Annotated in this window: 6 protein-coding genes; 2 read left to right on the forward strand and 4 right to left on the reverse strand. The window is 36.9% G+C overall.

Annotation, left to right across the window (positions count from 1 at the left end; translation table 11 throughout):
• Window positions 1-124: 124 nt before the first annotated feature.
• From AWW73_RS14590 to uvrB, 4 genes are all read right to left on the reverse strand, one after another.
• Window positions 125-1582, reverse strand: a complete 1458-nt coding sequence (locus AWW73_RS14590; protein WP_016146103.1) for a glyceraldehyde-3-phosphate dehydrogenase — start codon at window positions 1580-1582, stop codon at window positions 125-127.
• Window positions 1583-1798: 216 nt separating this feature from the next.
• A complete protein-coding gene (gene rarD, locus AWW73_RS14595) occupies window positions 1799-2746 on the reverse strand; it encodes an EamA family transporter RarD (protein WP_080648723.1) in 948 nt (315 codons plus the stop codon).
• A 110-nt stretch (window positions 2747-2856) separates the two neighbouring features.
• The gene (locus AWW73_RS14600) at window positions 2857-3444 is read right to left on the reverse strand and encodes a lipocalin family protein (protein WP_031949042.1); all 588 of its coding nucleotides are present in this window, start codon (window positions 3442-3444) and stop codon (window positions 2857-2859) included.
• Between the two features lie 93 nt (window positions 3445-3537).
• The gene (gene uvrB / locus AWW73_RS14605; RefSeq protein WP_016146106.1) at window positions 3538-5559 is read right to left on the reverse strand and encodes an excinuclease ABC subunit UvrB; all 2022 of its coding nucleotides are present in this window, start codon (window positions 5557-5559) and stop codon (window positions 3538-3540) included.
• A 180-nt stretch (window positions 5560-5739) separates the two neighbouring features.
• On the opposite strand from uvrB, the gene AWW73_RS14610 reads away from it, so the two are divergent.
• Together AWW73_RS14610 and AWW73_RS14615 are read left to right on the forward strand one after the other, a co-directional pair.
• A complete protein-coding gene (locus tag AWW73_RS14610) occupies window positions 5740-6531 on the forward strand; it encodes an A1S_2505 family phage non-structural protein (protein WP_062850016.1) in 792 nt (263 codons plus the stop codon).
• Between the two features lie 175 nt (window positions 6532-6706).
• Window positions 6707-8146: a sensor domain-containing diguanylate cyclase gene (locus tag AWW73_RS14615; RefSeq protein WP_062850017.1), complete on the forward strand. Its 1440-nt coding sequence runs from the start codon at window positions 6707-6709 to the stop codon at window positions 8144-8146.
• Window positions 8147-8206: the final 60 nt, after the last annotated feature.

Raw genomic sequence — 8206 nt, forward strand, 5'->3', positions numbered from 1 at the left:
TTTCCTTAATTTGTATTCTCATTTATTTACAAAAAATAGTCAGCATATATTTTGTACGGTTGTAAAAAAACCCAGTCTAAACTGGGTCTTTTTGTGAAAATATTTTATAGATCGTTAAATAATCTTAAGCATTCAATTCTGCTGGGATTTTTTTGTAGCTTACGCCGCACATTTGTTCAGCGATACGTAATACCTGACAGCTATAACCAACTTCGTTATCGTACCAAACGTAAGCAGTTAAACGGTTACCAGAAGTAATCGTTGCTTGAGCATCGTATACACCTGCTGTACGAGAACCGATAAAGTCACTCGATACAACTTCAGTCGAGTTGGTATAACCAATTTGACCTTGAAGGCTAGAGTTAATCGAGATTTGACGAATGTATTCGTTCACTTCTTCACGATCAACTTCTTTATCAAGCGTTAAGTTCAAGATTGCAAGAGATACGTTTGGTGTAGGAACACGTACAGAGTTACCAGTTAACTTACCTTTCAATGCAGGTAATGCTTTAGCAACTGCTTTAGCTGCACCAGTCTCTGTAATTACCATGTTCAAAGTAGCAGCACGGCCACGACGATCTGCTTTATGATAGTTATCGATTAAGTTTTGGTCATTTGTAAATGAATGAACAGTTTCAACATGACCATTAAGAACTTTATATTTGTCATCCAATACTTTAAGAATCGGAGTAATTGCATTGGTTGTACAACTTGCAGCAGAGATGATTTTGTCTTCATCTAAGATATCTGTATTGTTTACACCAAATACAACGTTTTTCATTTCGCCTTTACTTGGTGCAGTCAATACAACACGTGCAACGCCTGGGCATTTCAAGTGTTGGCTTAGACCTTCAGCATCACGCCATTTACCAGTGTTGTCGATTAAAAGTGCATTTTCAATACCGTATTCAGTATAGTCAACTTCACTTGGGCTAGACGCATAAATCACTTTAATGAAGTTACCGTTAGCAATGATTGCTTCGTTTTCTTCATCAACAGAAATTGTACCAGCGAAAGTACCGTGAATAGAGTCACGACGAAGTAAAGAAGCACGTTTTGCTAAGTCACCGTCAGAAGACTTACGTACAACGATTGCTTTAAGGCTTAAACCACGACCTAAACCTGATTGGCTAATGATTAAACGAGCCAAGATACGACCAATACGACCAAAACCGTAAAGAACTACGTCTTTAGGTTGTTCAGAAGTTGCGCTACCTTGGATTGACTCAACTGATTGAGCAACAAAAGCATCAACATCACCGCCTTTTTCTTTATATTCAACAGCAAGTTTACCGATATCAACTTCTGCAGAACCAATATTTTCAACTTTTGCTAAAGCTTCTAAAATTGGGAAAGTATTTACAACAGAAAGCTCAACGTCTACAACACGTGTACGACGGTGAGTTTTCAAAATTTGGATAACAGAACGGTTAATTAAAGAGCGACCGTAAACAGATACGACAATATTTTTTTCACGGTATAATTGACCGATTAATGCAATCATACGTTCCGCGATTTCTTCACGGTTTTTCCAACGGCCTTGGTGTTCAGCGTGCAGGGCGATGATAGTGTCTTTGCTCACAGATACGTCCTCTAATTAATTATATCTAGGCGTGATTTTTAAAACCCCGTAATTGTAATGGAATTATTGGCAAGAATGAATCAAAAGCTGACGTTAGTGGCTAGATTTTCCTAAAATTCATCATAAATTCATAAAATACCTATAATTATTTTTTATTATCTTATTGTTTAAATCAGCTAAATTTTTGCTTTTTCTTACTTTTTAGATTGTAACGAACTAATTGAACTCATCATTTTTTAATCTTTTTTGATATTTCGTGATATTAAGTTGCAGATTTTGGGCTTTTTGCCGTTGTTGATAAAGATGAATTGCCCCTTCTAAAACGAGTACAAAAACAGCACACCAAATCGGAATATAAGTGAACCATTCTTCCTGACCAATACTCTCCCCTAACACTAAAGAAGCTAAAGCAAGTAATACTGGCTCTAAATATCCTAAGAGCCCAAACACAACTAAAGGTAGAAAACGACTCGCGAGAATATAACTTCCCAGCCCAATAGCACTTAAAATTCCAAGGCCTACAATGACCAAGCCAAGCGTAGGCTGATCAAAAAATTTGCTATATGGCAGTAAACCTGTATGTGTTAAATAAACCGCAACGGGCATGATAATGACCAAATCCCACCAGAAGCCACCTAAGTTATCTGTTTTAATTTTCTTACGTAATAAAAAATAAGCTGAATAGCCAACTGCTACCAATGCAGTTTCCCAAGCAATACTTCCTAAACGCCATATCTCATGACTAACTCCAATGACTGCAAGAATAATTGCGACCCATTGAAATTTTGATATTTTTTCGCCATACAGCACACTTCCAGCTAAGACCAGAACCAGCGGCAATAGAAAATATCCTAAAGATACTTGTAGGCCTCGCCCATGCATAGGCCCCCACAAAAAAAGCCAAAGTTGTACTGAGGTTAAAATAGAGGTTGTGATTAATAATAATAGTAAAGACGGTTTAACCAAAATACGCTGATAGATATTTTTGATATATGCTAAATCACCACTCCACCACATAAACAAAGTAAGGAACGGTAGTGTTGCAATAATCCGCCATCCAAAAGTTTGCTCACTATCTAGCTGGCTTAATAATTGAGTATAAAAATAAAGTACACCAAAAGTGAATGATGCCATGACAGACAAGATCACGCCCTTAAACATCATCAACCTCTTAGACTTTAGTAAAAATAGCTCCCTACAATACTTGATTTATCCACTATAAAAAAGAAAAAACCATGTAAAAACATGGATTCTTCTTAACCCGACATACACCATTATTCTTTATGTTCTGTACGGATAACATCTCGGATATCAAAACCTAATGTTTTTGCATAATTTAGATATTCATCTACCACTTCTTGCTCAGGATGAGGAGTTCTTGATAGAACCCAAAGATATTTACGTGAAGGCTCGCCTACTAAGACCGTCTGATAGTCTTCATCAATTTTTAAAATCCAGTAGTCCCCGCGAATTACTGGAATCCACCTTACCGCTTCAGGTAAAAAACTAACTTTCAATTTAGTGTTATATGGTGGGTTAACCACAAAGGCTTCCCCGATAGATTGCTGTAATTGTTTTCGATTATCGTAACAGCGATTATCTACAACTACATTTCCATTTTCGTTTAAGGTGTAAGTTGCTGATACGTTATAAGCACATTTTTTCTGGAAAAATGCAGGCTTACGAGCGACTTCATACCAGACACCTAAATATCGGTCTAGCTCAACTTTATAAACAGTTTGCAACGGTTTCGGCTGAGCATAGACATAGGTTCCAACAGCTAAACCAGCCAAAACGACACCGCCCAACGCAATTTTAGCCAGACGCCAACTGGCTTGCGGAACATTATTTCGAAATGCCATTGTTGCCCTCAACGATTAGTTGTGAATGCAAAAGAACTCAAATATCTACAGTAGCTTGTTTTTTAAACACATTATGTAGCGTTATGTATTCGTTTATTGCAACATTTGCGCTTTTAGTCGAATGATTTCATCACGGATCCGCGCTGCTTGTTCAAACTGCAAATCTTTCGAAGCTTTTAACATCTCTTTTTCAAGCTTAGTAATATGCTTACTAAACAATTTTGGATCAGAGAGAATATGTCTTTCATCCGCACTTAAAGCTTGTGCCTGTTCAAGGACCTTCTCATCAATCTCATCATCTGAAAGTACTTCACCTGAATCAATTTCTTTGATGACCTGACGAACAGCACTACGTGGCGTAATACCATGCAACTCGTTGAACTCGATTTGTTTAGCTCTACGGCGCTCAGTCTCATCTATGGCTTTTTGCATAGAGTCAGTAATTCGGTCAGCATATAAAATTGCTTTACCTTTTATGTTACGCGCAGCTCGGCCAATCGTTTGAATGAGTGAACGCTCTGAACGTAAAAAGCCTTCTTTATCTGCATCTAAAATAGCAACTAAAGAGACTTCTGGCATGTCGAGACCTTCACGTAGTAAGTTAATACCAACGAGAACGTCGAAGACACCTGTACGTAACTCATGAATAATTTTGACACGTTCAACCGTATCAATATCTGAGTGTAAATAAGCGACTTTAACCCCGTATTCTTTTAAATAAGAAGTGAGGTCTTCTGCCATACGTTTTGTTAAAGTGGTTACCAACACACGTTCATTTAGGTTCTTACGAATATTAATCTCAGAAAGAACATCATCAACTTGAGTTAATACAGGACGAACTTCAATTTCAGGATCGATTAGTCCTGTTGGACGTACCACTTGCTCAACAACTTGGTCAGACTTTTCTAGCTCATATCTAGCTGGCGTCGCACTTACAAAAATGGTCGTCGGTACAATGCGCTCCCACTCTTCAAACTTCATTGGTCGATTATCAAGTGCACTTGGTAAACGGAAACCATAATTCACTAAATTTTCTTTACGTGATCGGTCACCTTTATACATTGCTCCAATTTGCGGAACAGTAACGTGTGATTCATCAATAATCAACAATGCATCTTCTGGTACATAATCAAATAAAGTTGGAGGCGCTTCACCAGCTGGACGACCAGACAAATGTCGTGAATAGTTTTCGATACCATTGGTATAGCCCAACTGTTGCATCATTTCCAAATCATAGCGGGTGCGCTGCTCAATACGCTGAGCTTCTAACAATTTGTCATGTTCACGGAAGAATTTAAGTTGATCTTGCAACTCATCTTTAATCGTATCAATGGCACGAGTCAGATGGTCTTTTGGTGTTACATAATGGCTTTTTGGATAAATCGTCACGCGCGGAACTTTACGAACCATTTTACCGGTTAACGGATCAAACCAACGGATGGAATCAACCTCATCATCGAATAGCTCAATACGAATCGCATGTTGATCAGATTCAGCAGGGAAAATGTCAATAATTTCGCCACGAATTCGATAGGTACCACGTAAGAACTCAAGTTCATTACGCGTATATTGCATTTCAACCAAACGACGAATAATTTCATCACGACTTACACGATCGCCCTCAACCACATGCAGTAACATTTGCATATAGGCATTTGGGTCGCCCAAACCATAAATTGCAGATACCGAAGCCACAATAATTGCATCACGACGCTCTAATAAAGCTCGTGTTGCTGACAATCGCATCTGGTCGATGTGATCATTAATGGCCGCATCTTTTTCAATAAAAGTATCTGAAGATGGGACATAAGCCTCTGGTTGGTAATAATCATAATAACTTACGAAATACTCAACCGCATTATTTGGGAAAAACGCTTTAAACTCTCCATAAAGCTGAGCAGCCAATGTTTTGTTATGGGCCATCACAATTGTAGGTCGCTGTGTTTGAGCGATTACATTTGCCATGGTATAGGTTTTACCCGAGCCAGTTACACCCAGTAATAACTGATTACGAAAACCATGCTCGATACCATTTACCAGCTTTTCAATGGCCTGTGGCTGATCACCTGCTGGCTGATAATGAGTGACCAAATCAAAAGGTTGATTTTCGTTCAAAGTTATCTCTCTTTATGAAAAAATTGAATTTAACGTCTTCCCTTTTAATGGGGATTTTTATCTTAATTTAAAGTCTAAATTGAGCTGGAAATTCTGTGTAAAAGATTAAGCATCTTAACACTTGACCAATACCCTAATCGGTTGCAACATGAAGCTATCCATTAAACAAAAAGTATAACCATGACCTATCAATATCATGATGAAAGTATTGTAACCGAACTTCCCGAAGATACAGTTTTTGTATTTGGAAGTAATCTTGCCGGACAACACAGTAGCGGTGCAGCACGTGTGGCAAGTCAGCACTTCGGGGCAGTTGAAGGTGTAGGTCGTGGCTGGGCTGGACAAAGCTTTGCAATTCCAACTTTAAATGAACACATTCAACAAATGCCACTTTCCCAAATTGAGCACTATGTTGAAGACTTCAAAATTTATGCAAAAAACCATCCTAAAATGAAATATTTTGTTACTGCTTTAGGTTGTGGTATTGCGGGTTATAAAGTTTCCGAAATTGCTCCTCTTTTTAAAGGTATCTACCACAACGTTATCTTTCCAGAATCTTTTAAACCTTATGTTGAAGATAATGCGGTATCTCAGTTTCCAACTTTAACTCAAAAGATGGTACAAAGTTTCATTAACGATGAAGTTATTTTTTACTTTAATCATGGCAGTGAATCTTTTGAAGAAGCTTTAGATAAAACTGATTTATCAGATGCTGAAAAAGCCATAGCGCTTATTGTTTTAAATGAAGAGTTGTATCCGCGAGATCGTTATGGACGAGGCCGTGACCATGAGCTTAATGATATTTTAGGTAAGCTCAATGGTAAAATTTTCAATCTTCATGGAAATTCTGAGGGTGCCATGATTTTTGTGAGTGCTGTCGTTGCACTCATGGAACTTTACGATTTTGATGAACAAGACTTTATTAAACTATGGCGTGGCGAAAAAAACATTGATCACCCTATTAATCGTTAAGTTTTCTTATAAATTTATGAGCTAAGCAGATAATCTCTGCTTTCTCATTATTTTATTTTTACTTACATTTAATCTTTTTATTTTTAATTATTCTAATAGATTTAAACTCTTTATCCTCCCAAATATTAATTTTTCTCATTATACTTCAAGGCAAACTGAATACTTAAAGAAACATATGGAAACTTTAGATTCTTCGATTTTTGACCTTAGCCCCATTCCAATGTGGATTGAGGATTTCAGTGAAGTTAAACAACAATTTGATTTATGGAGAAATCAAGGTATTGAAAACCTTTACGATTTTTTAAATCAAAATAAACATTTAGTTATCGAATGCGCCCATAAAATTAAAATTGTTCGTGTTAATCAAAAAACCTTAGAACTTTTTGAAGCAACAACACACGAAGAACTATATTCGAATTTGAATCTTATTTTTAAAAAGGAAATGTTCGAATCACATATTTATGAGCTTGAAACGTTATGGAATGGTAAAACCCATTTTTCAAGCACTACTGTAAATTACACCTTATCAGGAAAACGTATTGATGTTCAGTTAAGAGGGTCCATTTTACCTGGTTCTGAATCCACTTTTGAACGGATATTAATTACTACCGAAGATATCACCCCATATCAAAATGCACTTCGTCAGGAAGAGAAAAATCGTCGCTTAGCTGAATCTATGTTTATTTACTCACCTACATCTCTTTGGGTCGAGGATTTCAGCCGTATAAAGAATAGAATTGATCAACTTAGGCTATTGGGAATTGAGGACTTTAGAACGTTTTTAGATGTCCATCCTGAATTTGTCCGCCAATGTATAGAAGATATTTTAATTTTAGATGTTAATCAGGCGACTCTTGATTTATTTAAAGCTCCTGATAAGTCGACACTTTTAAGAAATACACACAAGATTTTTGCTGAAGAAATGATTGAAACCTTTCGGGAGCAACTCATTGAATTATGGCAAGGTAATATTCATCATAAACGTGAAGCGATTAACTACGCTTTAGATGGCCAAATAAGAAATGTATTGCTTCAATTTACCGTTTTTCCCGGATATGAAGATACATGGGGATTGGTACAAGTTGCATTGACAGATATTACGGCTCGGAAAAAAGCAGAAAACTATCTTGAATATTTAGGACAACATGATGTCCTTACCAAACTCTATAACCGTGCTTTTTTTACAGAGGAACTTAATCGTTTAAACCGAAGTATTATTCGTCCTGTTTCTTCAATTTTTTTAGATATGAATGGTTTAAAGGAAACAAATGACCAGTTTGGACATGATATTGGAGATGGTTTATTACGTCGTGTTGGAAATATTTTAAGTCAGGCTATTTCAAATACAGCCTATACAGCATCTAGAATCGGTGGTGATGAGTTCGTGATTTTAATGCCGGGGGCAGATGAAGCGAATGTTCAAATTATGCTCCAGACGATTCAAGAACTTTTTAATATTGACAATCAATATTATTCAAGCCATCCAGTAAGTATTGCAATTGGACATGCAACCACTCAAACAAATGAACAAATTGAGGACATGTTAAAGCGAGCCGACCACCACATGTACCAAAAGAAAAAAAGTTATTATCAGGAAATTTTACTCAATCAATAAAAAAAACAGGCATATTGCCTGTTTTTCAAAATTAGCGTTTTCCCATAGAACGACGTGTAC

It is taken from the genome of Acinetobacter lactucae, assembly GCF_001605885.1.
Lineage (GTDB): Bacteria > Pseudomonadota > Gammaproteobacteria > Pseudomonadales > Moraxellaceae > Acinetobacter > Acinetobacter lactucae.

Excerpts from the sequence above, each read along its gene's own strand:
- AWW73_RS14600 (WP_031949042.1), bottom strand. The coding sequence starts at position 3,444 with ATGGCATTTCGAAATAATGTTCCGCAAGCCAGTTGGCGTCTGGCTAAA.
- rarD (WP_080648723.1), bottom strand. The coding sequence starts at position 2,746 with ATGATGTTTAAGGGCGTGATCTTGTCTGTCATGGCATCATTCACTTTT.
- AWW73_RS14610 (WP_062850016.1), top strand. The coding sequence starts at position 5,740 with ATGACCTATCAATATCATGATGAAAGTATTGTAACCGAACTTCCCGAA.
- AWW73_RS14615 (WP_062850017.1), top strand. The coding sequence starts at position 6,707 with ATGGAAACTTTAGATTCTTCGATTTTTGACCTTAGCCCCATTCCAATG.